Origin of the sequence: Bradyrhizobium sp. USDA 336 (assembly GCF_044908355.1) — a bacterium.
GTDB classification, from domain to species: Bacteria; Pseudomonadota; Alphaproteobacteria; order Rhizobiales; family Xanthobacteraceae; genus Bradyrhizobium; species Bradyrhizobium yuanmingense.
In genome coordinates, this window is sequence record NZ_JBIYDC010000002.1 from 1,564,372 (window position 1) to 1,586,652 (window position 22,281).

Below are 22,281 nucleotides of genomic sequence, written 5' to 3' on the forward strand. Positions count from 1 at the left end.
TGGCCTTTTTGAACGACGCGCGGCAGTGCCAACCGTCTCTATGGCCGGTCGTTCCTGAACGGCAGCTGAAACGACCGGAGCTATTTTGGCTTGGGCTATTTCGCCGGCGTGGGGGACGGGCTTGCCGCAGGCGAGGGGCTCGCGGCCGGCTGCGGCTGCGCATTGGCGGCCGGCGCTGCCGGCTGGGCGGCCGCAGCCGCCGCCTGCTGCGGCTGGGCGGCCGGGTTGATCCAGCACGCGTGCACACGGCTATCCAGGGTTTCCGCCACCTTGGGATCGATCTGGCCGCCGAAGCGGGTCAGGCAGCGGAACGCGGCCTGGATGTGGCCGCCGGGGCAGCCGAAACGGTCGTAGAGGTCGAGATGGCGGAACGCGGTGTCGAGGTCATCCCGCCACATCAGCCGCACCACGCGCCGGCCGAGCCAGACGCATTCGGGATTGCCGGCCGGGCCGTTGATGACCTGGGCGGCTTCCGCGAACTCGTCGGTGCGGCGCTGATTCTGGGCGGCGTCCTTGGCGGCGTCGGCGGGCTGGGCGGCCGCCTTGCCCTGTTCGGGGCCCGGCGGACCGCTCTGGGCGGAGGCGCCGCCAGCACCGGTCAGAACGAGCAGGCAGGAGACGGCCAAGGTGGCGGCGAACTGCCGCAGGACCGCATTTCGTGACTCGAACACCCGTTGCCGCATGAATTCCCCAATGTATCCGCTGGCCGTCCGCGTCAGGAGCCCCGCGGACGCGCTAGCTGATGGCGTCCAAATGGGTCTCCAATGCGGCGGAAAAGTCTTTCGGAGTCCATGACCTGTATTTCGAATTTTGTCCAGCAAAGTCACGATCCTAGATCACCTTTGAACCGGCGCAGGTAAATTCCCTGGGGGCGCGAGGGATCCACCGGACGTGCCCCCTTGGCAGACGGCGTGCGAGAAGGTAATCGACGGCCCTTCGCGGAGGACGGAACCGATTTCTCTTCGTACGCCACTGGCGCTTCTGCTCGTCTCACTGGGTGCGATCGCTGCCGTGTGGTGGTGGCTTGCCACGCCGATCACGCTCGCGCGCGCCCCGATCGATCCCGCCGACAAGGTTCAATGCGTCTCCTACGCGCCGTTCCGCGGCGAGCAGTCGCCGCTGGAGGCATGGACCCATATCGAGGCCGACCAGATCGAGCAGGACCTGCGCCAGCTCAAGGAGATCACCGACTGCGTCCGCACCTATTCGCTGGAGAACGGGCTCGACCAGGTGCCGGCGATCGCCGCCAAGGTCGGCGGGATGAAGGTGCTGCAGGGCATCTGGCTCTCCAGCAACCGCACCAAGAACTACGAGCAGGCCGGGCTCGCCATTCGCCTCATCAAGCAATTCCCTGACGTCATCACCTCCGTCATCGTCGGCAACGAGGTGCTGCTGCGCGGTGAGATGACGACGGCGGACCTCGTCGCTCTCATCCGCCTGGTGAAGACCCAGGTCGGCGTGCCCGTCACCTATGCCGATGTGTGGGAATATTGGCTGAAGAACCGCGAGGTGTATGACGCCGTCGACTTCGTCACGATTCATATCCTGCCCTATTGGGAGGATTTCCCGATCAAGGCGAAGTTCGCTGCCGCCCATGTCGAACAGATCCGCGAGCGCATGGCGGTGGCGTTTCCCGGCAAGGAGATCCTGATCGGCGAAACCGGCTGGCCGAGCGCGGGCCGCATGCGCGACGGCGCACTGCCCTCGCGCACCAATCAGGCGCGCGTCGTCTCGGAAATCCTCGGCCTCGCGAAGGCGAACAAGTTCCGCGTCAACCTCATCGAGTCCTACGACCAGCCCTGGAAGCGCAGGCTGGAAGGCACCGTCGGCGGCTATTGGGGCCTGTACGACTCCGTGCGCCGGAGCCTGAAATATCCGCCGGGCCAGCCGATCAGCAATTTCCCGTACTGGAAATGGTACATGGGCGCGGGCATGGGCCTTTCCGTGCTGGTGTTCGCGGTCGCGCTGATCACGCTGCGCCGCCGGCCGTGGACGCCGCGTTTCCCGGCCTGGCTGGGCGTCGGCATCTCGGCGACGACCGCCGGAATCCTGCTCGGGATCGGCGCCGACAAGATGTATTACGAGAGCTACGGGATCGGCGGCTGGCTGCTCTGGGGCGCGTTGCTGCTGGCCGGCATCCTGTCGCCGATCTTCTGCGCGCAGGCGATGGTGATCGGCCGCAGCCTGCCGACCTTCCTCGACCTGCTCGGCCCGCGCGAGGGTCGGAAATGGTCGAAGCTCACGGCGGTGCTCGGCCTGACGCTGGCGGTGACCGCGGTGATCGCTTCCGCGACCGCGCTCGGCTTCGTGTTCGACCCGCGTTACAAGGATTTTCCTTACGCCGCGCTGACGATGGCGGTGGTGCCGTTTGCGCTTCTGATGCTGAACCGGCCGCAGATCGGCCAGCGTCCGATCGCCGAAGCGGTGTTCGCGGGGGTGCTGGCGCTGTCGGCCGTGTACGTGCTGTTCAACGAAGGCCGCGACAATTGGCAGTCGCTATGGACCTGCGCGATCTATCTGTTGTTCGCCCTCACGCTGTGGCGGGCGCGGGCCGAGCAAAGCCAAGAATAAGCAGGCCGATCGCAAGGCCCGACAGCACGACATTGTAGAGCACGATGCCGAGGCCGGCGGCGATGAGGCCGACGGTCAGCAGCACGATCGACGGCCGCATCAGGTTCAGCGTCGCAACCACCAGCGCCACGATACCGAATACCGAATTCTTGAACAGCACGGTCGAGACCGAGCGCGACTTGCAGACCAGGGTCTGAAGCCCGGCGTCGCAGGCGAGCGCTACTTGCGAAAACTCGATCGCGAGATAGCGCACGTAGAGCGCAGAGCCGACGGTGACGAATCCGACCACGAGCAGGAACTGCACCTGGTAGGGCGTGAGGCGGAAGGGCTTCTTTGTCATGGCGGCAATATGGTCGGGAAGGCGCGGCCAGGCAACAGGGCAGGCGAGGTTTCTGTTGATCCGCCCGGGCACTCTCCAGGAACACGCGAGCCTCCCGCTGGTTCTCAACGTTGTGTTGCCAACACCGCCTAGGAGTGAGGCATGGAGAAGCCGACGCAGGAGCAGCTGAGCGAGCTCAAGAGGCTGAGCAGGGAGGCGCGGGTCGAGGATTGGTCGGAAATCGTCCGCTCGAAGGACGAGGCGGAGATGCGCATCCGCGATCTGAAGGAAAAGGCGCGCATGGAATAGTCATCGCCTGCGCCAAGGACGATCAGCGGGCGATCAATTGCGACCTTGCGTGTTCCGGCTCTGCTCCGCCAGCCGGCGCTCGTATTTTTCAGCCAAGGCGAGCAGTCGCTTCCTGATGTGGGGATCGGCCCGCTCGGCCAGTTCGCGGATCAACGCGAGTTGCTCCCGCAGAAAGTTCGCGTCCGTCATCTCCGCTCCGAATCAAGTCCGGTGCGGAGTGTGCCGTGTCTGGTTGGTCTCGTTCGTATCATTTGGTACTTGGGCGGAGGCATGAAGCCGCTCACCGGCGATGTGCGACTACCAGACTTACTTCAACCCCAAGCGACGTTCGAGCCAGCTGAGCGCGAACAGCACGAATAACGTGACTGCGATGGCGGCGCCCACCAGCAGCCAGGCGCCCAGCGCGCAGGCGATGCCAAGACCGGCAGCGATCCAGACAGTCGCCGCCGTAGTGAGGCCATGAACCGTCTTGGCCTTGACGTCGTGCAGGATGACGCCCGCACCGATGAAGCCGACGCCGCTCAGCACGCCGGTAACAATGCCTTGGACCACCCTCGAGACTGCATCCGGGTGGTCGCGCAAATTCTGAAACTCGATCACGGAAATCGAGATCAGCGCAGAGCCCAAGGCCACCAGCGCCAGGGTGCGCATGCCCACCGGCTTGTCGTTCATGTCGCGGTCGATGCCGATCACGAGGCCCGTAGCCGCCGCGACGAGTAGCCTCAGCACATCATCCAGTTCGTTCATCAAGACCCGCGTTTCTGGAGGGGCGACGCTTCGCGCACGTCGGACATGGACCTGCGAACTTGCTGCCAAGCGCGGCCGAGGTCCAAGCGTCCGTTGGTCGCATGCTGGCTGCGTGCGCGCCGGGACCGAGGCGTCATGGCCGCCTGAAGAACGACGACAGCGTCGATCCCGCGGACGACGCTGCCGCCTCCGGTTTCGCCGGCGCTGGTGCCGGCTGCGCGGCGGGAGCGGACTCCTCGCGCTTGGTGCGTTTTGAGGAGTAGCTGCGGCGGCGTTGCGGCTTTTCGGGCTTCGCGCTCGACACAGGCGCCGTTTCGGCTGCAGGGCCAGCGTCCTGGCTCGTCTCCGAACCCTTGTCCGGGACTCTGTCCTGAGTCTTCTCTTGCGTCTTGTCGGAGCCACGCATCGACAGGCGCTGGCCGTCGAACACGGTGGTCTCGCAAGGGCGGCCGTTCTCGACGAGACCCGCGCAGAATTTTGCGGCGGCGGCGGCATTGACCAGGGGGCCGGCGCCCAGGCGGAGCTGCATGCCGAGGCCGGTGTTGCCTTCCTTGATCATGATGATCGGCCGCAGCGCTGCGATCTCCGGGTTGGACTTGGTCACGCCGCGCCAGAGCGCGCGCAGGCCGTCGATCGAGTTGGCGCCGCCGAGATCGATCGCAAAGCGCGTCTGCTGAACGGCGATGGCAGGGGATTCGCTCTCAGCTGGCTCTGGCGGCTTGGTTGCTGCCGCCACGATTTCGGCTGCGGCGGGCGCCGGCTCGGCCTTCTGCTCGGCTGCCTCAGGTTGAATCAGTTTCGATGCGGCCGGATCAGGTGGCGCCATGAGCGACTTGGCCGGCACCAGCGGAATGGTCGGCAGCGCCGAAGTCATTGCTGGAGTCTGTTGCACGAGGGAGGCTGCGGCCGCGGTCTGCGGCGGCGGGCTCGGCGGCTCCTTCAACGTTTCCTTCTGAGCATCCTTTGGCGGATCCTTCTGAGCGTCCTTTTGACCATCCTTGGCGGCTTCGCTGCGCGGCTTCTCGCTCGTCGCCGTCGGCGTCGAAGCGACCGGCGCGACACTGGGAGCCGTGGGTGCTGCGTCCTGCGGCTTCGCGCCCGGCGGCGGCGTGGCCGTTTGCTTGGCAATGGCGCCGGTGACGGAATCGAGCCCTTGCTCCAGCACGGTGACGCGCGAATACAGCCGGTCGCGGTCGCTGTTCAGCGTCTCGATCGCGGCGGCGAGCCGGCGCGCTTCGTTCTGGCTCTCCTTGGTCAGCAGCTGCAGCCGGTCGGCCTGGCGCACGAGATCGGCGGACGCAACCTGGTCGCGCCGCCAGCCGAGCTGGGCCTGGTTGGCCATCACGGCCAAGACGACGGCGCCGACGGCCGCCACGCCCCACGAGCCCAGCCGCCACATCAAGCGCCGGTCGAAAGTGCTTTCCTCGGCCAAAAGTCCGGAGAACAGCCCGCCGGTCTCCTTGGTGGAGAAGGCGTCCGCCAGTGGGTCGGAATCCTTTGCCATGAATGTTAAGCGCCCAGCCCCGTCCGGCTTCCCCGAATCAATCAGGGAACATTAACAGGAAAAGGGCGCCGCACTTGAATTCCGGGCGTTTGCGGGGGTAGCTAGGCGATAGCTTCCGAGGGCGTTGCCGCCCGTCCGCGCCAATTTGATTCGGCCATAGCTGTCAGGATTTCGATGACCGCCCGTTCCAGCCTCACGATCGTGCTCGCCGCCGGCGAAGGCACGCGCATGCGATCGAGCCTGCCGAAGGTGCTGCATACGGTCGCGCACCAGAGTCTGCTCGCGCATGTGCTCGCCGCCGCACCCAAGGGAACCGGCACCTCGCTTGCCGTCGTGATCGGCCCCGATCATCAGGCAGTCGCGGATGAAGCCAAGCGCATCCGCCCCGACGCGCTGACCTTCGTGCAAGCCGAGCGGCTCGGCACCGCGCATGCGGTGCTGGCGGCGCGCGAGGCGATCGCACGCGGCGCCGATGATCTCCTGATCGCGTTCGGCGACACGCCGCTGATCTCGGCCGAGACCTTTGCGCGGCTTCGCGCGCCGCTTGCCCGCGGCGCTGCCATTGCTGCGCTCGGCTTTCGCGCCGCCGATCCGACCGGCTACGGCCGCTTCATCGTCGAAGGCGACCGCCTGGTTGCGATCCGCGAGCAAGCCGACGCCAGCGAGCACGAGCGCAAGATCGATCTGTGCAATTCCGGCGTGATGGCGATCGACGGCCGCCGTGCGCTCGACATTCTCGGGCAGATCGGCAATGCCAATTCCAAGGGCGAATATTATCTGACGGATGCGGTCGAAATCGTCCGCAGGCAAGGATGGGAGTCGGTGGTGATCGAGACCAGCGAGGACGAGGTGCGCGGCATCAACACCAAGGCGCAACTGGCCGAGGCCGAAGCCGTAATGCAGGCGCGTTTGCGCAGGGCGGCGATGGAGGCCGGGGTCACGCTGATCGCGCCGGAGACGGTGTATCTGTCCACTGACACCGTGTTCGGCAAGGACGTGACGATCGAGCCGTTCGTGGTGATCGGCCCCGGCGTGTCGATCGCGGACGGCGCGGTGATCCACTCGTTCTCGCACATCGTCGAGACCACGCTCGGCAAGAAGGTCTCGATCGGACCCTATGCGCGGCTGCGTCCCGGCACCTCGCTCGGCGACGGCGCGCGCATCGGCAATTTCGTGGAGACTAAGGCGGCGACGCTGGAGGCCGGCGTCAAGGTCAACCATCTCTCCTATATCGGCGATGCCACCGTCGGCGCCAATTCCAACATCGGCGCCGGCACCATCACCTGCAACTACGATGGCTTCAAGAAGCACAAGACGGTGATCGGGCAGGGCGCCTTCGTCGGCACCAACTCCTCGCTGGTCGCCCCGGTGACGATCGGCAAAGGCGCCTATATCGGCTCGGGATCGGTGATCACGAAAGACGTGCCCGACGACGCGATGGCGCTGGAGCGCAACCAGCAGACCATTCGCGAGGGCGGCGCGGCGCGCTATCGCGAGATGAAGACCGGCGGCAAGAAGCCGGAGACGTGAAAGGCGCTATTCTTCGTCGGCGAATTCGGAGAAGATCGCGCGGGTCAGGCGCCAGCCGCGCGGCTTGGCGCGCTTCACCGGCTCGCCTTCGGGATGCTTGATGAAGAGGGGCTTGTTCTCTTTGCCGCGCAGCGGCGGCGGCCAATGCGCAAGGTGCGTGCCCGTGGTCTCGCTGGCGCGCAGATACATCGACGACAGACCCTTGCGGTCGGATGAGCCTTTCATGGCCTGGTTCTCCCGACCGGAATCGTTGGCCAAATGTATTGACAATAGGTTAATGCGCGCGGTTTAAGCCGGCCAAATCGACGCAGCGGTCGCCCGTGCTGTCTCAATCAGCAATAATTATTGAGTATCTGGTTCCCTGCGATTTTCGCTAAAAACCGGGCGCGTCGTTTAGGCGATTTTTCGACGATTTGGGGGATAGTGATCCGCATGTGCGGGATTGTCGGCATTCTCGGGCGCGCGCCGGTTGCAGAGCAATTGGTGGATTCGCTCAAACGTCTCGAATATCGCGGCTACGATTCCGCGGGCGTTGCCACGCTCGAAGGCAAGCACCTGGAGCGCCGCCGCGCCGAGGGCAAGCTGAAGAATCTGGAGAAGCGGCTCGAGGCCGAGCCGCTCAAGGGCACCACCGGCATCGGTCACACCCGCTGGGCCACCCACGGCAAGCCGACCGTCAACAACGCCCACCCGCACGCGACCGAGCGCGTCGCCGTGGTCCATAACGGCATCATCGAGAATTTCCGCGAGCTGCGCGAGGAGCTCGAAAAGAAGGGCACGGTGTTCCACACCGAGACCGACACCGAGATTGTGCTGCATCTCGTCGACGATTTGCTCACGCGCGGCAATAGGCCAGTGGAAGCGGTGAAGCTGACGCTGGCGCGCCTGCGCGGCGCCTTCGCGCTCGGCTTCATCTTCGCCGGCGACAACGACCTCATGATCGGTGCCCGCAACGGCCCGCCGCTGGCGATCGGCTACGGCGACGGCGAGATGTATCTCGGCTCGGACGCCATCGCGCTCGGCCCGTTCACCGACACGATCAGCTATCTCGAGGACGGCGACTGGGTGGTGCTGACCCGCAAGAGCGCCGCGATCTTCGACAAGGACGGCCATGCCGTCCAGCGCGACAAGATCAGGCACGCCGCCTCGACCTCGCTGGTCGACAAGGCCAATTACCGTCACTTCATGGCCAAGGAGATCCACGAGCAGCCGGAGGTGGTCGGCCACACGCTGGCGCGCTACGTCGACATGGCGACCGAGCGCGTCGCGCTGCCGGTCAAGCTGCCTTTCGATTTCAAGAACATCCAGCGCATCAACATCACCGCTTGCGGCACAGCGAGCTATGCCGGGTTCGTCGCCAAATACTGGTTCGAGCGCTTTGCGCGCCTGCCGGTCGAGGTCGACGTCGCCTCCGAATTCCGCTACCGCGAGGCCCCCTTGCGCAAGGGCGACCTCGCCATCTTCATCTCGCAGTCGGGCGAGACCGCCGACACGCTGGCGGCGCTGCGCTATGCCAAGGCCGAGGGCGTGCACACGATCGCGGTCGTCAACGTGCCGACCTCGACGATCGCGCGCGAGAGCGAGACGGTGCTGCAGACGCTGGCGGGACCGGAGATCGGCGTCGCCTCGACCAAGGCGTTCACGTGCCAGCTCATGGTGCTGGCAAACCTTGCGATCGCGGCCGGCAAGGCGCGCGGCGAATTGTCGGACGAGGACGAGACCAAGCTGGTCCACGGGCTCGTCGAGGTTCCGCGCCTGATGGCCGATGCGCTCACGAGCGAGCTCCAGATCGAGAAGCTGGCGCACCGGATCGCCAAGTCGCGCGACGTGCTCTATCTCGGCCGCGGCACCAGCTTCCCGCTGGCGCTCGAAGGCGCGCTCAAGCTGAAGGAGATCTCCTACATCCACGCCGAGGGCTATGCCGCCGGCGAGCTCAAGCACGGCCCGATCGCGCTGATCGACGAGACCATGCCGGTCGTCGTCATCGCCCCACATGATCGCGTGTTCGAGAAGACGGTTTCCAACATGCAGGAGGTCGCCGCGCGCGGCGGCAACATCATCCTGATGACCGATGCCATGGGCGCGGCGGAGGCGACGGTCGAGTCCCTCGTCACCATCGTCATGCCCGATATGGCAGCAGCCTTCACGCCGATGGTCTATGCCGTCCCGGTGCAGCTGCTCGCCTATCACACGGCCGTCGTGATGGGGACCGACGTCGACCAGCCGCGCAATCTCGCGAAATCGGTGACCGTGGAATAGGCAATCTGGATATCGATCGGCCGCTCTCTTCCAAAACCTGCTAGAAGACTCTAGCTTGTGGTAGCGACCGACCTGGAACCCGAATGACCCCCCGCGACGACGCGCCTGCGCCTCTTGATCCCGTTCCGGAACCGCATACCGGCCTGATGGGCCGTTTCCGCAATTATTTCCTGACTGGCCTCGTGGTGACGGGGCCGATCGCTATCACCCTCTATCTGGTCTGGTGGTTCGTCACCTGGGTCGACGGCGTGGTGCGGCCGTTTGTGCCGCTGGCCTACCGGCCGGAAACCTATCTTCCCTACGTCATTCCCGGCTGGGGACTGATTGTCGCATTCTTCACGCTGACGCTGGTCGGCTTCCTCGCGGCCAATCTGATCGGCCGCACGCTGGTCGATGTCGGCGAGACCTTTCTCGGCCGGATCCCGGCGGTGCGCGCGATCTATCGCGGCCTGAAGCAGGTGTTCGAGACGCTGTTCTCGGGCAAGGGCTCGAGCTTCCGGAGAGTTGGCCTGGTCGAGTTTCCTTCGCCGGGCATGTGGTCGATCGTGCTGATCTCGCAATCGCCGAACGAGGACATCTCGCGCAGCCTGCCGGGGCAGGAGGAGCACGTGTCGGTGTTCCTGCCGTGCTCGCCGAATCCGACAACCGGCTTTTTCTTCTATGTCCCCAAGAGCAAGATCATCGAGGTCGATCTCACCGCCGAGGACGCCGCGACGCTGATCATGTCGGCCGGCGTGGTGCAGCCGGGCTCGTCGCCCGATCCGAAGAAGGCGGCCGCGCTTGCGGGCATGGCGAATGCTGCGCGGATCGCCAATGCCTCCACGCTCCGGCCCGAGCCTGCGAAGGCGGAGTAGGGCCATTCCGTTGCGGGATGGTCGCGTTCACGCGGGCGCATTCGTCCTCTGCTAGGCTCAGGTCGACCGAACCTGCCGCTCGGAATTCGACCTGGAGTGCACGATGTCCAAAACCATTGCGATCCTCGCGCCCGGTGCGATGGGCAGCGCCGTGGCCCGCCGCCTCAGCGAGAACGGTGCGCGCGTGCTGACGTCGCTGCAGGGGCGGAGCGAGGCGACGCGCAAACGTGCGGCGGACGCCGGCATGGTCGGCGCCGAGGACGACGCGATCGCGGACGCCGACATCATCCTCTCGATCGTGCCGCCGGGCGAGGCCGTCGCGCTGGCCGAACGGCTGGCCGCGCTGATCGTCAGGCGCGAGAACAAGCCGGTCGTGGTCGATTGCAATGCCGTCAATGTCGATACCGTGCAAAGAATCGAGGAGATCATCGGCTCGGTGCAGGCGCCGTTCGTCGATGCCGGCATCATCGGCTTTCCGCCGCAGCCAGGTGGCAAGAGCCCGGCCTTCTACATGTCGGGCGAGCACGCCAAGGACGTTGCCGTGCTTGGGGATCTCGGCCTCGACGTGCGGATCGTCCAAGGCCCGGTCGGCGCGGCGTCCGCGTTGAAAATGTCCTATGCCGGCATCGTCAAGGGCCTCGCCGGCATCGGCTCGGCGATGGTGATCGCAGCCACGAGGGCGGGCGCAGTGGATGCGCTCCGCGACGAGCTCGCGCTGAGCCAACCCGCCATCCTGGCGCGGCTCGAGATAGCGCTGCCCGACATGATTCCGAAGGCCTATCGCTGGGTCGCCGAGATGCGGGAGATTTCAGGATTCCTCGGGCCCGATCATCCGGCCAGCCAGATCTACGAGGGCTTTGCGAGGTGGTTCGAGCATCTGGCGGAGGATGCGAAGGGGGAGGCTGTGGATGCGGAGCTGATGAAGGCATTCGCGGCGAGCATCGCGCGGAAGAAGGCCTGATCGCGCGCATTCTCGCTCCCTCAACACGTCATTGCGAGCGCAGCGAAGCAATCCAGAATCTTTCAGCGGAGGCAGTCTGGATTGCTTCGCTGCGCTCGCAATGACGTGGAGGATCCGGTGCCTTTGCGTCTGTCACGAACCTTGCGGCACTGCCTCAAAGTTAACCCGCTCCGATCAGCGGAATCGCTTCGTCTCGTTCATAGAGATACAGCAGGCACCGCAGCGCCTCACCGCGCTCGCCTTTGAGCTTCGGATCCTCTTTAAGGATTCGCAGCGCCTCGTCTCTTGCCTGGGCGATCAACTGGCCATGCACCTCCGGGCGCGCGATGCGGTAGCCGGGCAGGCCGCTCTGGCGCACGCCCAGCACGTCGCCTTCGCCGCGCAGCTTCAAATCTTCCTCGGCGATGCGGAAGCCGTCGGTGGTCTCGCGGATCACTTTCAGCCGCGCCTTCGACATCTCGCCGAGCGGCTCGCCATAGAGCAGGATGCAGGTCGATGCTTCGGAGCCGCGCCCGATGCGGCCGCGGAGCTGGTGGAGCTGGGCAAGACCGAAACGCTCGGCGTTCTCGATCACCATGATGGTGGCGGCCGGAACGTCGACGCCGACCTCGACCACGGTGGTCGCGACCAGCAGGCCGATGTCGTGCGCGGCGAACTGGGCCATAACGCGGTCCTTCTCGGTGCCCTTCATCTGGCCGTGGACGAGTCCGACGCGATCGCCGAAGCGCTTTTGCAGGGTCTCGAAACGCTTGGTGGCGTTGGTGAGATGCTCGGTGCCCTCAGCCTCGGACTCCTCGACCAGGGGGCAGATCCAGTAGACCAGCTTGCCGGCTTCGACCGCACGGCCGACGCCTTCCATGACCTCGCCGATGCGGCTCATCGGCACGGCGCGGGTATCGATCGGCTGGCGGCCGGCCGGCTTTTCGCGCAGCTCGGAGATGTCCATGTCGCCGAAATAGGTCAGCACCAGCGTGCGGGGGATCGGGGTCGCGCTCAGCACCAGCACGTCGACAGCCTCGCCCTTGGACGTCAGCGCGAGGCGCTCGCGCACGCCGAAACGGTGCTGCTCGTCGACGATGGCGAGCGCGAGATCCCTGAACACGACATCGTCCTGGATCAGCGCATGGGTGCCGACGAGCAGGTCGATCCCGCCCTCGGCGAGCTCAGTGATGATCTCGCGCCGCTCCTTGCCCTTCTCGCGGCCGGTGAGGATCGCGACCCGCAATCCCGCGCGCTCGGCGAGCGGCGCGATGGTCTTGATGTGCTGGCGCGCCAGGATCTCGGTCGGGGCCATCAGCGCCGCCTGCTTGCCGACCTCTGCAACCGCGGCGGCCGCGAGCAGCGCCACCACGGTCTTGCCTGAGCCGACGTCACCCTGCAGCAGGCGCAGCATGCGCAGCGGCTGCTTGAGGTCTTCGGCAATCGCCGCCGCAGCGTTGCGCTGCGACGGCGTCAGCGCGTAAGGCAGGGCGTCGATGATCTTGTTGCGCAGATGTCCGTCGCCGGCATTGCGCACGCCGGCGGGGCGGCGCAGCTGCGCGCGGATCAGGGCAAGCGCGAGCTGGCCGGCCAACAGCTCGTCGAAGGCGAGGCGCGACCAGAAGGGACGGTCGGGCAGGATGTCGGTCAGCTCGACCGGCTGATGCACGCGGTTGAGCGCTTCCGTAATCGGCGGGAAGTCGCAGCGGCGCAGCACCTCCGGGCTGATCCATTCCGGCAGTGCGGGAAGCTTTTGCAGCGCCTGCGCGATCGCGCGGCGGAGCGAGCCGAGCGCGAGGCCTTCCGTCAGCGGGTAGACGGGGTCGATCCCGGAGAGCTTTGCGATCGCCTCCTCGTCGAGCACGCGATCGGGATGCACGATCTGCGGGATGCCGTCATACATCTGCAGCGTGCCGGAGACGTAGCGCTTCTCACCGACCGGCAGCAGCTTCTCGACATAGCCCGGCTTGGCGCGGAAGAAGGTCAGCACCACGTCGCCGGTGTCGTCGCTGGCGTAGACCAGGTACGGCGCGCGCGAATTGCGCGGCGGCGGCGGCCGGTGGCGATCGACGGTGACCTCCAGCGTCACCATGGTTCCAACGGCCGCGTCGCGGATCTTCGGTCGGGCCCGGCGGTCGATCACCTGGCTCGGCAGATGAAGCAGCAGATCGACCAGCCGCGGCGTCTCGCTCCGGCTGAGCAGGTACTGCAGCAGCTTGTCCTGCTTCGGACCGACGCCGGACAGGCTGGTCACGGGAGCAAACAGCGGATTGAGCAGGCTGGGGCGCATTTGTGCAGCAATCGTCATGCGCGGGCTCGACCCGCGCATCCATCTATTCAAGAGGATGGATTGCCGGGTCAAGCCCGGCAATGACGAGCATAAACAATTGCAACAACAAAGGGCTGACATGGCCTCTTCGAGTGGCTATATCACCCCCGCCCGGCACGTCCGGGCTTTCTGCGTTTGACTGGATCTGAGACATGACGGGAACGACACGATCGAGCAGCGGGCTGGATGAGCGCCGCAAGCGGCTTCTGTTCCGCTGCTGGCACCGCGGCACGCGCGAGATGGACCTGATCCTCGGCCGCTTCGCGGATGCCGAGATCGGCAATCTGTCCGATGACGAGCTGAGCCAGCTCGAAACCTTGCTCGAGGTCAACGATCCCGATCTCTATGCCGCCATCACGGGCGACAAGGTGCTGCCGGCCGACGTCGCCGGCGCGCTGTTTGCCCGCATCAAGGCGTTTCCGATCGCGGACGGCAACGCATGAAGCAGGGAATGAAATCTCCGGCCGAGCTGCTCGCGCCCGGCCGCGCGCTGACGCTCGCCAATGTCGCGGAAGGTGCCGAAGGCCTTATCGTCTCCGATCTCGCCCGTGCCATCGCGGGGCGGCCGAAGAAGCCGGCGGTCAGCCTTGCGGTCGTCTGCCGCGACGGCGGGCGCATGCAGTCGCTCGAGCGCGGATTGCGGTTCTTCGCGCCCGATCTGCCGGTGCTGGCCTTTCCGGCCTGGGATTGCCAACCCTATGACCGCGTCTCGCCGCATGGCGGCGTTCTCGCCCAGCGCCTGACCACGCTGGCGCGGCTGGCCTCGCTCACCGGCAGCGACAAGCCGCTGATCGTGCTGACGACGGTGAACGCGGTGGTGCAGCGCGTGCCTGCGCGCGAGCTGGTCGCGGCGCAGGCGCTGTCGGTCGCGCCGGGCAACGTCGTGCCGATGGACACCGTTGTCGCCTGGCTCGAGCACAACGGCTACAACCGCTCCTCCACCGTGCGCGAGCCCGGCGAATACGCGGTGCGCGGCGGCATTTTGGATTTGTTTCCGGCCGGCCTCGAGCAGCCGGTGCGCTTCGACTTCTTCGGCGACAGCCTGGAATCAATCCGCTCCTTCGACGCCGAGACCCAGCGCACGCTGCTCGACATGCGTTCGCTCGACCTCGTGCCGGTCTCCGAGTTCCAGCTCGTCACCGACACCATCCGCAGATTCCGCATGGGCTATGTCGCCGAGTTCGGCGCGCCCGAGCGCGACGATGCGCTGTACGAAGCGGTCAGCGAGGGCCGCCGCCATCCCGGCATGGAGCACTGGCTGCCGCTGTTCCAGGACCGGATGGACACGCTGTTCGATTATCTGCAAGGCGCTGCGATCGCGATCGAGCCGCAGGCCGAGGACGCCGTGCGCGAGCGATTCAAGCAGATCCTCGACTATTACGAGGCCAGGCGCGAGGCGATGGAGCATCCCGGCGGCGGCGCGATCTACAAGCCGCTGCCGCCCGACCGGCTGTATCTGACCGAGGAGGAATGGGCCAAGCGCCTCGGCGATATCCCGCTGGCGCGGCTGACGCCGTTCTCGGTGCCGACCGACGGCACCGGCGTCGTCGATGCAGGTGCGCGCAAGGGCCGCGATTTCGCGCCGGAGCGCAACGACAGCAAGGTCAACGTATTCGAATCCGTCGTCGCGCATGTGATGGCCTTGCAGGCGCAGCGCAAGAAGGTCGTGATCGCGCTGTGGACGGAGGGCTCGCGCGACCGCATGACCTCGATGCTGCGAGACCACAAGCTCGCCCACACCACCAGCGTCAATTCCTGGCGGACGGTGCAGGCGACGCCGCGCAACGAGACCATGCTCGCGGTGCTCGGCCTCGAGAGCGGGTTCGAGACCGACGAGATCGCCGTCATCAGCGAGCAGGATATCCTCGGCGACCGCCTGGTGCGGCCGCGCAAGGCCAGTCGCAAGCTCGACAATTTCATCTCGGAGGTGACGAGCCTCACCGCCGGCGACATCGTCGTCCACGTCGATCACGGCATCGGCCGATTCATCGGCCTGCAGACGCTGGACGTCGCCGGCGCGCCGCATGACTGTCTCGAGCTGCATTATGCCGCCGAGACCAAGCTGTTCCTGCCGGTCGAGAACATCGAGCTGCTGTCGCGTTACGGCTCTGATCAAACCACGGTCGAGCTCGACCGCCTCGGTGGCTCGGGCTGGCAGACCCGAAAAGCAAAACTGAAGAACCGCATCCGCGAGATCGCGGGCGAGCTGATCAAGATCGCGGCCGAGCGCATGCTGCACGAGGCCCCGAAGCTGCCGGTGCAGCAGGGCGTCTATGACGAGTTCTGCGCACGTTTCCCCTATGACGAGACCGAGGACCAGCTGGGCGCGATCGAGTCCACTCTGAAGGATCTCGAAAAGGGCCGCCCGATGGATCGCCTGATCTGCGGCGACGTCGGCTTCGGCAAGACCGAGGTGGCGCTCCGCGCCGCCTTTGCCGTCGCGCTCGACGGCAAGCAGGTCGCGGTCGTGGTGCCGACCACGCTGCTGGCGCGCCAGCACTACCGGACCTTCAGCGAGCGCTTCAAAGGCTTTCCTGTCAATGTCGCACAGGCCTCGCGCCTGATCCCGACCAAGCAGCTCAACGAGGTCAAGAAGGGTATCGCCGACGGCTCGGTCGACATCGTCGTCGGCACCCATGCGCTGCTCGGCAAGACCATCAAGTTCCGCGACCTTGGCCTGCTTATCGTCGACGAGGAGCAGCATTTCGGCGTCAGCCACAAGGAGCGGCTGAAGGCGCTGCGCGCCGAGGTGCACGTGCTGACGCTGTCGGCAACCCCGATCCCGCGCACGCTCCAATTGGCACTGACCGGCGTCCGCGAGCTCTCGATCATCGCTTCACCACCGGTCGATCGCCTCGCGGTGCGCACCTTCGTCGCCCCGCACGATCCCCTGATGATCCGCGAGGCGCTCTTGCGCGAGCGCTATCGCGGCGGCCAGGCGTTCTACGTCGTGCCGCGCATCGACGACCTCGCCGAGGTCAAGGACTTCCTCGACAAGAACGTGCCCGAGATGAAGGTCGCGGTCGCGCATGGCCAGATGCCGCCGGCCGTGATCGAGGACATCATGACCGCGTTCTACGACGGCAAGTTCGACGTTCTGTTGTCGACCACGATCGTCGAGTCCGGCCTCGACATCCCCAACGCCAACACGCTGATCGTCCACCGCGCCGACATGTTCGGCCTTGCCCAGCTCTACCAGCTGCGCGGCCGCGTCGGCCGCTCCAAGCTGCGGGCCTATGCGCTGTTCACGCTGCCGGCGCAGCAGAAGATCACGGCGCAGGCCGAGCGCCGGCTCACCGTGCTGCAGTCGCTGGAGACGCTGGGCGCCGGCTTCCAGCTGGCGTCCCACGACCTCGACATCCGCGGCGCCGGCAATTTGCTCGGCGAGGAGCAGTCCGGCCACATCAAGGAGGTCGGCTTCGAGCTCTATCAGTCGATGCTGGAGGAGGCGATCGTCAACCTCAAGGCCGGCGTCTCAGAGCCCGCCGCCGATCGCTGGTCGCCGCAGATCACCATCGGCATGCCCGTGCTGATTCCGGAGGACTATGTCAGCGACCTCTCGGTGCGGCTGTCGCTGTACCGGCGCCTGGCCGATCTCGACACCGAGGAGGAGATCGAGAATTTCGGCGCCGAGATGCGCGACCGCTTCGGCGTGCTGCCGGACGAGGTGCGCTATCTGTTCAAGGTCGCCGCGATCAAGGCGTTCTGCCGCAGGGCCAATGTCGAGAAGATCGACGCGGGTCCAAAGGGCGCCGTCATCGTCTTCCGCGACAATTCCTTCGCCTATCCGGAACGCCTCGTGACCTTCATCCGCAGCTACGGCCAGGCTGCCAAGGTGCGCCCCGATATGAAGGTGGTGTTCCTGCAGGATTGGGAGACGCCGGAAGAGCGGCTCGCGGGCACGACGGAGATCATGCGGCAGCTGGCGCAGCTCGCAGAGAGCAAGAAGGCGGCGTAGGCCCGGCTCTCACCACGTCATTGCGAGGAGCCCTTGCGACGAAGCAATCCAGAGTCTCTCCGCGCAGAGAATCTGGATTCCTTCGCTGCGCTCGCAATGACGGTGCTCGTTGCTGCAGCTCGCGAAAAACTACGACGCCGCCCTCGATGCGTCCGCCGACAGCCGCGCCAGCAAGGACCTTGCCGTGTCCGACGGCGACAGCGAGTCCACGCTGACGACGGGATCGCTGCGCATCTCGTGCTTGCCGTTGGAGGTGTGCCGCATCACCGCCGACAGGCGGCGCGCGATCATATGCGCGGTGCGGAAGTCGGTCTCGGCGAACACGACGATGACCGAGCCGTCCTTCTGCGCGGCGCCAAAATCCATCTGCCGCATCAGGCGGCTGAGGATGCGGGCGGCGTCGAGCTGGGCGCGGGGATTGTTGGGATCGAAGGCGAAGCGCGCGACCGAGAGGCCGCCGCCGCGGGCCAGCGTCTGCTCGACAGCCTTGGCGAAATCGCGGGCGAAGGCTTCCACCGTGAGCAGGCCGCTGCGTGGATCGAGCCAGCCGCCGGCATCGATCGAGCGTAGCGTGCGGCTCAGCTGCGCTTCCATGGCGTGCTGGCGGATCAAGGGCAGCGCGTTGGCCGCGATCCTCGGCGGCTCGCCGGTGATCAGCTCGAGATTGGGCAGGTCGTAGCTCTGGGTGAGGTGGTGGGCGGTGACGACCACGGGCAGGCTGCGGAAGCGGGTGTCCTCGGCGAGCACGGTCAGAAACGCATCGGTCACGCGCGCGGTAAAACCTTCGGCGAGCACGACGCCGTCGAGGTCGCGGGTATTGAGGTGTTTTGCGGCAGCCTCGATCGAGAGCGCACCGACCACGCCGACGCGTTCGCCGAACGCGACGGAGAGCGCAGGGTAAGCCGCGCCGCGGCCGATCAGGAGCACGGTGGCATCGCGTGCGGGATCGCCCTGCGGCAGCGCGATTTTCACTTCGGGCAGCCGGCGCAGAACCGTTGCGTGCAATGTCCGCACGCGCAGCGCCGCCCGGAGCCGCGCGATCAGCCGGTCGGGACTGCCGCCGCGCGAGGAGAAGGGCAGGGCGTTGTGCGGCAGCGTGCCCGCCGCATCCAGGGCCACGAAGGGCAGGTAAAGCGATTGAGCGGCGATCGTCTTTGCGAGCCGCGTCACATGCGGCTCGTGCCCGGCATGGACCGCAGCGAGAACCGCGGCCGGCTGCACCTCTTCGACCGCGCGCGGCGCGCTGGTCCAGTCGGTGTCGACGACGGGAAAGAGCCGGGCCTCGTCCAGCGCCGCCACGAAGGCGGGGCGTTCGGCATCGGACACAAACAGGATCGGGCCCGCCTGGGACATGTAAAAACTCTGATCGCGCAACAATTTGCCGCCGCAATCTAGTTTGGCCGCCTTAATGCTGCGTCAACGCAGGCGCTGAAACCGCGCCTAGACCGGCCCGGAGCGGTCGCGAAAAGCCTCGACCATCAGGGGGTTAAGCCCGAGCTCGCTGAGCGCCTCGCGGGCGCGGGCATTGTCCTGGGCTCGCCCGGCGAGCCGGTGACCGGAGAGGCGGTCGGGCAGCGCCGTGAGCAGGGCGCCCTGGCCGAGCCGGCGCGCCCATTCCTGCAAATCGTTGGAGAGGAAGCGATAGCCGCCGACCGCCATGATGCCGGAGGGCGGCGCGGTGATGCAGATCGCGCCGCTCGGGCGATCGAGCCGCGCGGCATAGCCGGTGTCGACATAGTCACGCGGCGGCTGCGCCGTCAGCATCTCGCCGACCGGCTGCGGCGGGGCATAGGCCGCGATCGGCACCATCGCACCGCGCAGGCCAAGCGTGCCCTTCGGCGTCAGCAGGATCTCGCCGGCGATGGAGGAGCCGGACTGCTCGCGCGGAGCGCCGTGCGGCCCGGGCATGACAGGCACCGGCATGCCGTCCTCGCCGCGGCGGGCGCCGAACAATCCGGCCTCGCCGAACAGATAGACGTCGGTCAGCGGCGCATGCGGCGCGATCCAGGCATCGCTCGCCGCGACCTGCTCGGGCGCGCGCCACAGGCCGATGACGTTGCGCAAAGTGGGCATCCGCGCCGCGAGGTCGGCATCGCCGAGCCGCAGCGCGAGCTGCGCCGGCGCGATCAGCACCTCGCATTCGTGCTCGTTGATCTGCTGCTCCAGCACATCGTTCTCGAACGGATGATGCAGCGCCATCGTGCCGCCCGAGAGCAGCCACACCGCGAGCGAGGAGGCGAGCCCTGCGAACGACATCGGCGTGAACGCCGCCATCACCGTCGCGCCCTGCTTGATGTCCGCTTCGAGCGACATCGCAAGGCCGCCCGCGATCAGGCTGAAATGCGGCCGCGGCACCGGGCGAAAGCCCTCCGCCGTGACGTCGAAAGAGATCATGGCCGCCTTGCGGCCGTCCTGGATCACGGCGCGCGTGGTGCCGGGCGGGCGTGCCAGGACGTCGTCGAGCGAAGCCATGCCTTCGGGCAGGTCGCTTCCGAAGCCGTAGACGTGCCGGATCGAGAACGCCTCGGCCGCGGCGTGCATGGCCAGATCGGCATAGCTGACGCCGTCGACCGTGCTCATGGTAACGATGGCGCGCGCGGCGGTGCGGTTGAGCGCGGCGGTCAGTTCCGCATGGCGCCAGAGCAGCGGCAGCACGGCGACGACGAGGCCGGCGCGATGGGCGGCGAGCACGGTCAGCACGAACTCGACAGTGTTCGGCAACTGGATCGCGATCACGGAATTGGCCGGCAGGCCCGATTCGACGAAATGCGCCGACAGCGCCTCGATGGCGGTATCGGCCTCGGTATAGCTCATCCGCCGCGGCTGGTGCCCGGTGATGCGCGCCTTGTTGAGCGGATCGAGCAGGGCGGTCGCGTGTGGCTGCCGCATCAGCGTGCGCTGAAACAATGTGTCGAGCGTCGGCGATATTGCTGGCTGGTTCACGGCGTCACTTCGCTTGATGAGCTTGCGGCTGCCCCTTCGACCACCAGGTCTCCGGCAAATAGCCCGAGAGCGAGGTGGTCTTGGGCCGTTCTATCCGATTCCAGCGCGCGATCCATTGCTCCGACACGTTAAACAGCGGGATTGTGTAGAAGCCCGCGATCAGGGCGCGGTCGAGCGCGCGCACCGCCGAAACGAAATCCGTATGTTCACGGGCCTCGAGCAGGGCGGCGATCATGGCATCGACGGCGGGATCCCTGGCGCCCATGTAGTTGCGGGTGCCCGGATTGTCCGCGGCCGCGCTGCCCCAATAGAAATATTGCTCGTTGCCGGGCGACAGCGATTGGTCCCAGCGGTTCTGGATCATGTCGAACTCGTAGGCGAGCCGGCGCTGGTCGAATTGCACGGGATCGACCGAGCGCACGCTGGCCTCAATGCCGGCGCGTCTGAGGTCGCGCTGGAAGGCGAGCGCGATGCGCTCCTGGTCGCGCGTCGTGACCATGATCTCGAAGGTGAAGGGGCTCTTGGTCGCGCGATTGCGCAGCACGGTGCCGTCGAGATCGTAGCCGGCCTCCGACAGCAGCTTCAGCGCGGCGCGCAGCGTGGTGCGGTCGCGGCCTGATCCGTCAGTGACCGGCAGGCGGTAGCTGCCGTCCAGGATGTCGGGCGGAATCTTTGCGGCGAACGGCTTGAGCAGCTCACGCTCGCGCGCATCCGCAGGCCTGCCATAGGCCGACAGCTCCGAGCCGGCGAAATAGCCGGCCACGCGCGAATAGAGGGCGAAGAAATAGCTGCGGTTGACCAGCTCGAAGTCGAAAAGCAGCGTCAGAGCCTGCCGCACGCGGATGTCGGCGAAGACAGGACGGCGGGTGTTGAACACCAGGAATTCGGACGGCTGCGGCAGGCCGGGCTTGACGGTGTCGCGGATCACCTCGCCGCTTTTGGCTGCCGGAAAGTCATAGCCGTCGTGCCAGCGCAGCGGCTCGTGCTCGACGCGGAAATCGTAGAGGCCGCGCTTGAACGCCTCGAACTGCCCGTTGGCCTCGCGAAAATAGTCGAGCCGGATCTCGTCGAAATTGTAGAGCCCGCGATTGATGGCGAGGTCGCGGCCCCAATAATCGGGATTGCGCGTGAGTGTCACGCTGGCGCCGGGCTTCACCGCCGTGACGCGATAGGGGCCTGAGCCAATCGGCGCGGTCAGCGTCGTCTCCTCGAAGGTCGCGACGTCGATGGCGTGCTTCGGCAGGATCGGCATCAGGCCGAGAATCAGCGGCAGCTCGCGGTCGTTGGCGCCTGTCAGGTCGAATCGGACGGTGAGGGGATCGGGCGCTTCGGCCTTGGCGACCTTGCCGTAGTACTGCCGGTGATTGGGGCGGCCGTGGTCGCGCAGCAGCTGCCAGGAGAACAGCACGTCCTCGGCCGTGACCTGCTTGCCGTCGGAGAAGCGAGCGCGGGGATCAAGACGGAAGGTGACGAAGCTTCGCTCGTCATTGGTTTCGACGGTCCTGGCGAGCAGGCCGTACAGCGTGAATGGCTCGTCCTGTCCGCGCGCCAGTAGGCTCTCGACCACGTAGTTGCGGACCGGCTGCACCGCCAATCCCCTCACGATGAAGGGATTGAGGCTGTCGAAGGTGCCGAGAATGCCCCAGGTCAGGCGACCGCCCTTGGCGGCATCGGGGTCGGCGTAGGGCATGTGGCTGAAGTCGGCGGGCATCGCCGGCTTGCCGTGCATGGCGATTGCATGGGCCTCCTCGGCCGCGGCGGTGCCCGCCGACAGCATCCCGGCAAGCGCAAGGGCAAGCGTATAGAGGCGGAGGCCGGGGCCCTCGAAGAGGCGCTGGAACATGAACATCGGCACAAGGTGATTCGAGGACCGTCGGGCGAATCTTATCACAGGGAATTTGATGGGGCTTTCGCACCAGACCGGCCAAAGACGCTTGTCGGCATTGATCTTTTCGTCGGCCACGTTAAGAAGGCACCCAATCGCGCAAGAGCGTCGAGCCCGTCACTTATCCGCCTCA

At 66.4% G+C, this 22,281-nt stretch carries 18 protein-coding genes; 8 read left to right on the forward strand and 10 right to left on the reverse strand.

Going from position 1 to position 22,281, the window contains the following annotated elements:
* Window positions 1–95: 95 nt before the first annotated feature.
* Window positions 96–683, reverse strand: a complete 588-nt coding sequence (locus tag ABIA45_RS08310) for a hypothetical protein (protein WP_036012549.1) — start codon at window positions 681–683, stop codon at window positions 96–98.
* 328 nt (window positions 684–1,011) lie between these two features.
* Here ABIA45_RS08310 and ABIA45_RS08315 point away from each other — a divergent pair, with 328 nt between their 5' ends.
* The gene (locus ABIA45_RS08315; protein WP_271537959.1) at window positions 1,012–2,571 is read left to right on the forward strand and encodes a beta-(1-6) glucans synthase; all 1,560 of its coding nucleotides are present in this window, start codon (window positions 1,012–1,014) and stop codon (window positions 2,569–2,571) included.
* On the opposite strand, the gene ABIA45_RS08320 is transcribed toward ABIA45_RS08315, so the two are convergent.
* A complete protein-coding gene (locus tag ABIA45_RS08320) occupies window positions 2,531–2,911 on the reverse strand; it encodes a hypothetical protein (protein ID WP_036039729.1) in 381 nt (126 codons plus the stop codon). The two genes, ABIA45_RS08315 and ABIA45_RS08320, sit on opposite strands and share 41 nt — an antisense overlap.
* Before the next feature lie 141 nt (window positions 2,912–3,052).
* On the opposite strand from ABIA45_RS08320, the gene ABIA45_RS08325 reads away from it, so the two are divergent.
* Window positions 3,053–3,199 carry a hypothetical protein gene (locus ABIA45_RS08325; RefSeq protein ID WP_157286031.1) on the forward strand — a complete coding sequence of 49 codons (147 nt, stop codon included), beginning with the start codon at window positions 3,053–3,055 and terminating at the stop codon, window positions 3,197–3,199.
* 33 nt (window positions 3,200–3,232) lie between these two features.
* Here the strand turns inward: ABIA45_RS08325 and ABIA45_RS08330 are convergent, their stop codons facing one another.
* The 3 genes from ABIA45_RS08330 to ABIA45_RS08340 all read right to left on the reverse strand — a co-directional run bounded on the left by ABIA45_RS08330 (window position 3,233) and on the right by ABIA45_RS08340 (window position 5,450).
* A complete protein-coding gene (locus tag ABIA45_RS08330) occupies window positions 3,233–3,388 on the reverse strand; it encodes a hypothetical protein (protein WP_162131179.1) in 156 nt (51 codons plus the stop codon).
* Window positions 3,389–3,505: 117 nt separating this feature from the next.
* The gene (locus tag ABIA45_RS08335; RefSeq protein ID WP_036012541.1) at window positions 3,506–3,946 is read right to left on the reverse strand and encodes an MgtC/SapB family protein; all 441 of its coding nucleotides are present in this window, start codon (window positions 3,944–3,946) and stop codon (window positions 3,506–3,508) included.
* A gap of 133 nt (window positions 3,947–4,079) precedes the next feature.
* Window positions 4,080–5,450, reverse strand: coding sequence for a hypothetical protein (locus ABIA45_RS08340; protein WP_404651668.1), 1,371 nt, complete (start codon window positions 5,448–5,450; stop codon window positions 4,080–4,082).
* Window positions 5,451–5,624: 174 nt separating this feature from the next.
* On the opposite strand from ABIA45_RS08340, the gene glmU reads away from it, so the two are divergent.
* Complete coding sequence (gene glmU, locus ABIA45_RS08345) at window positions 5,625–6,980, forward strand: bifunctional UDP-N-acetylglucosamine diphosphorylase/glucosamine-1-phosphate N-acetyltransferase GlmU (protein WP_404651670.1); 1,356 nt, start codon at window positions 5,625–5,627, stop codon at window positions 6,978–6,980.
* Between the two features lie 6 nt (window positions 6,981–6,986).
* On the opposite strand, the gene ABIA45_RS08350 is transcribed toward glmU, so the two are convergent.
* Entirely contained in the window at window positions 6,987–7,205 is a 219-nt protein-coding gene (locus tag ABIA45_RS08350) for a hypothetical protein (protein WP_036012532.1), read from the reverse strand.
* A gap of 207 nt (window positions 7,206–7,412) precedes the next feature.
* On the opposite strand from ABIA45_RS08350, the gene glmS reads away from it, so the two are divergent.
* The 3 genes from glmS (at window position 7,413) to ABIA45_RS08365 (ending at window position 11,054) form a co-directional block, all read left to right on the forward strand.
* Window positions 7,413–9,239 carry a glutamine--fructose-6-phosphate transaminase (isomerizing) gene (gene glmS / locus ABIA45_RS08355; protein ID WP_404651672.1) on the forward strand — a complete coding sequence of 609 codons (1,827 nt, stop codon included), beginning with the start codon at window positions 7,413–7,415 and terminating at the stop codon, window positions 9,237–9,239.
* 83 nt (window positions 9,240–9,322) lie between these two features.
* Entirely contained in the window at window positions 9,323–10,093 is a 771-nt protein-coding gene (locus ABIA45_RS08360) for a DUF502 domain-containing protein (protein WP_157286027.1), read from the forward strand.
* 103 nt (window positions 10,094–10,196) lie between these two features.
* Window positions 10,197–11,054 (forward strand): NAD(P)-dependent oxidoreductase, encoded by an 858-nt coding sequence (locus tag ABIA45_RS08365; RefSeq protein WP_271537966.1) that lies wholly within the window; start codon window positions 10,197–10,199, stop codon window positions 11,052–11,054.
* Window positions 11,055–11,214: 160 nt separating this feature from the next.
* Here the strand turns inward: ABIA45_RS08365 and recG are convergent, their stop codons facing one another.
* The gene (gene recG, locus ABIA45_RS08370; protein WP_404655630.1) at window positions 11,215–13,323 is read right to left on the reverse strand and encodes an ATP-dependent DNA helicase RecG; all 2,109 of its coding nucleotides are present in this window, start codon (window positions 13,321–13,323) and stop codon (window positions 11,215–11,217) included.
* A 191-nt stretch (window positions 13,324–13,514) separates the two neighbouring features.
* On the opposite strand from recG, the gene ABIA45_RS08375 reads away from it, so the two are divergent.
* Both ABIA45_RS08375 and mfd read left to right on the forward strand, forming a co-directional pair.
* A complete protein-coding gene (locus tag ABIA45_RS08375) occupies window positions 13,515–13,805 on the forward strand; it encodes a succinate dehydrogenase assembly factor 2 (protein ID WP_271537967.1) in 291 nt (96 codons plus the stop codon).
* Window positions 13,802–17,320: a transcription-repair coupling factor gene (mfd, locus tag ABIA45_RS08380; RefSeq protein ID WP_404651674.1), complete on the forward strand. Its 3,519-nt coding sequence runs from the start codon at window positions 13,802–13,804 to the stop codon at window positions 17,318–17,320. The genes ABIA45_RS08375 and mfd overlap by 4 nt, the downstream gene beginning before the upstream one ends.
* A 129-nt stretch (window positions 17,321–17,449) precedes the next feature.
* On the opposite strand, the gene ABIA45_RS08385 is transcribed toward mfd, so the two are convergent.
* The 3 genes from ABIA45_RS08385 to ABIA45_RS08395 form a co-directional block, all read right to left on the reverse strand.
* The gene (locus ABIA45_RS08385) at window positions 17,450–18,673 is read right to left on the reverse strand and encodes a GGDEF domain-containing protein (RefSeq protein ID WP_271537969.1); all 1,224 of its coding nucleotides are present in this window, start codon (window positions 18,671–18,673) and stop codon (window positions 17,450–17,452) included.
* Window positions 18,674–18,760: 87 nt separating this feature from the next.
* Window positions 18,761–20,263 (reverse strand): AMP-binding protein, encoded by a 1,503-nt coding sequence (locus tag ABIA45_RS08390; RefSeq protein ID WP_404651676.1) that lies wholly within the window; start codon window positions 20,261–20,263, stop codon window positions 18,761–18,763.
* Between the two features lie 4 nt (window positions 20,264–20,267).
* Window positions 20,268–22,112, reverse strand: coding sequence for an extracellular solute-binding protein (locus tag ABIA45_RS08395; RefSeq protein ID WP_404655632.1), 1,845 nt, complete (start codon window positions 22,110–22,112; stop codon window positions 20,268–20,270).
* Between the last annotated feature and the right edge of the window lie 169 nt (window positions 22,113–22,281).